Source organism: Pedobacter sp. (genome assembly GCF_035566355.1).
Lineage (GTDB): Bacteria > Bacteroidota > Bacteroidia > Sphingobacteriales > Sphingobacteriaceae > Pedobacter.
Genome location: NZ_DATMRL010000411.1, coordinates 1 through 2,301, shown reverse-complemented (window position 1 = coordinate 2,301; position 2,301 = coordinate 1). Strand labels below are relative to the sequence as shown.

At 39.1% G+C, this 2,301-nt stretch carries 3 protein-coding genes; 1 reads left to right on the top strand and 2 read right to left on the bottom strand.

The features are described from left to right. Positions 1-193, bottom strand: a 193-nt coding sequence (locus VNZ46_RS15965) for a winged helix-turn-helix transcriptional regulator (RefSeq protein WP_325561060.1), incomplete at its 3' end; no start/stop codon positions are given. Between the two features lie 74 nt (positions 194-267). Between VNZ46_RS15965 and VNZ46_RS15960 the strand changes: the two genes are divergently transcribed. Continuing rightward, positions 268-1,695, top strand: coding sequence for an MFS transporter (locus tag VNZ46_RS15960; protein ID WP_325561059.1), 1,428 nt, complete (start codon positions 268-270; stop codon positions 1,693-1,695). Positions 1,696-1,749: 54 nt separating this feature from the next. Here the strand turns inward: VNZ46_RS15960 and VNZ46_RS15955 are convergent, their stop codons facing one another. Continuing rightward, a complete protein-coding gene (locus VNZ46_RS15955) occupies positions 1,750-2,145 on the bottom strand; it encodes a hypothetical protein (RefSeq protein WP_325561058.1) in 396 nt (131 codons plus the stop codon). Between the last annotated feature and the right edge of the window lie 156 nt (positions 2,146-2,301).

The following is a 2,301-nucleotide window of genomic DNA, read 5'->3' as shown; positions in this document are numbered from 1 at the left end:
TGGCCTGTGTAATATCAGGCATCATTTTTTTAAGCATTCCGAAGCGTTTAGGGCACTCCAATAAAATAGCATTCAGGATCAAAAGCTTCCATTTGCCACCTATAATCCGAAGCACTTTTGTCATCGGACAGTTATATTCACCAGTTTCCTCTTTCACAAATGGCTGCATTTCAATATTCGTATCTTTTTTCATACCTGGTATCTTTTTTAAAACTACTTGTGGGCCCATTTAAAAGACTTCACTTTTGCTGGCTAATTTAATTAAAAATGGACAGACAAATTTCAAAATGGCTTTTATTGACAATAATCTCTTCTTCTATTTTTTTAGCGGTAATTGATATTTTCATAGTTAATGTAGCCCTGCCATCTATACGTAAAGGCATCAATGGTTCCGATGGAGATATCCAACTTGTTATTGCTTTATACCTGCTTGGTTACGCTGCCTTTTTAATTACCGGAGGTCGGGCGGGCGATCAATTCGGCAAGAAAAAAGTTTTCCTTTTAGGGATGATTGCCTTTACCCTTGCTTCTGCTTTTTGTGGCATTTCTCAAACGGCTTTCCAGTTAAACACAGCCCGTATGCTGCAAGGCATAAGCGCAGGTTTCATGATTCCTCAAGGCATTTCTTATATCCAAGTACTTTTTCCAGATCCGTTAGAGCGCATTAAAGCCATTAGTATTTACGGCAGTATTGCGGGTACAGCCTCTGTTGTCGGGCAATTTTTAGGCGGCGTATTACCTGATCTGCATTTTGTTGTAGCAGGTTGGCGTCTCATTTTCTTAATCAATGTACCACTGGGGATAGCTTCTGTTTTGTTTGCAATAAGATTCCTCCCCAAACAGCGCAACCTGACTACAGAAAAATTTGATTACTCAGGTGTTCTGCTTCTCACACTAACTTTAATGGCTTTGATCTATCCCATGATCCGTGGGCGGGAACTGGGTTGGCCAGCTTGGAGCCTGCTTTGCCTCGCTGCCTCAATACCGTTGTTAATTTGGTTTATTTATGATCAGAAACAAAAACTCCGCCGGCAACAATCTCCTCTTATTGATATGGAACTGTTCGCCTTCAAAGATTTCAACATCGCACTTTGTGCGGTATTGTTTTATTTTATGGTGCAAGATTCTTATTTTTTAGTGAATGTAATCCTGCTGCAAACAGGTTTTGGCATTAGCTCTACAGAGGCTGGTCTATTCTTTGTATCGCAGGGACTTGGTTTTGTAGCAGCATCGCTAATTTCAATTCGCCTGGTACCCAGATATGGTAAAAAAGTATTGCAGGCCGGTATACTGATCATGATTGTTTCCAGCGGGCTGCACATCCTTGTATTTGATTCAGTCAACATCAACAGAATTACAGCTTATCCGGTTTTGTTTGTATATGGGCTGGGTTGCGGTTCTGTACTTCCCTCACTAATGACAATGGCATTAAAAAGCATACCCACAAAATTTGCCGGTGCTGCTTCGGGGACTTATGCCACGTTTCAGCAAACCGCTATTGCGCTCGGTATTGGGGTTATTGGCGGTTTATTCTTTTACCTGGCTAGCGAAACCCCTTCTATCATTACTTATCTAAAAGCATATCAAACCGCCATGTTTGTTAATATGTTCCTATTGGTTTTAGTCGGCTTATTTTTAGTATTACTCCCTGAAAGGAAAGCTGGAGCCGCAGGTATAAATCGACCTCAATCATAACGGGTTTTATTGAACAGGCATTACCGATCTGAGACCAAGATATATTGTATTCCATCAATTAAAATATGCGGCAAAGAATATTACACTCATATATCCCCACATAGCTATGAAAAAGATATGAACTGCTGTCTCAAATAATTTACCTTTCCATAGCACCGAAGAATATCCGAAAAACTGGATAAATAATCTGAGCACCCAAAATATGCCCAGTCCAAATGATATTTTCTGGCCAAGATGAGTCTGAATAAGCTCTTCTGCCGAGGTTAAGCATAAAATGCCCATTAACAAGATAATTAAAGCAATAAAAAATGTATGAACATAAGTCATCTGCCTGTTGATTAAACTTAATCCACTAAATTCTTTATCCCAATTGAAATATTTAGGAAAGATGATATGAATGATTGAAAGAGGAATGAGGATGAACCCTATTATTGTAATATGAATTTCCATTCTGTCGATGATGATGTGGTGGCTTAAGGTTCAACATTAAATACAGACATGAAAGGTGTAAACTTGGTTTCATCAAAAGTTCCGAAACCTGCTTTTATGAAAGCACTTTTCCAGGTTGATCTTGAAAAAAAATGTGTAAACCCGATAGAAAAGGCT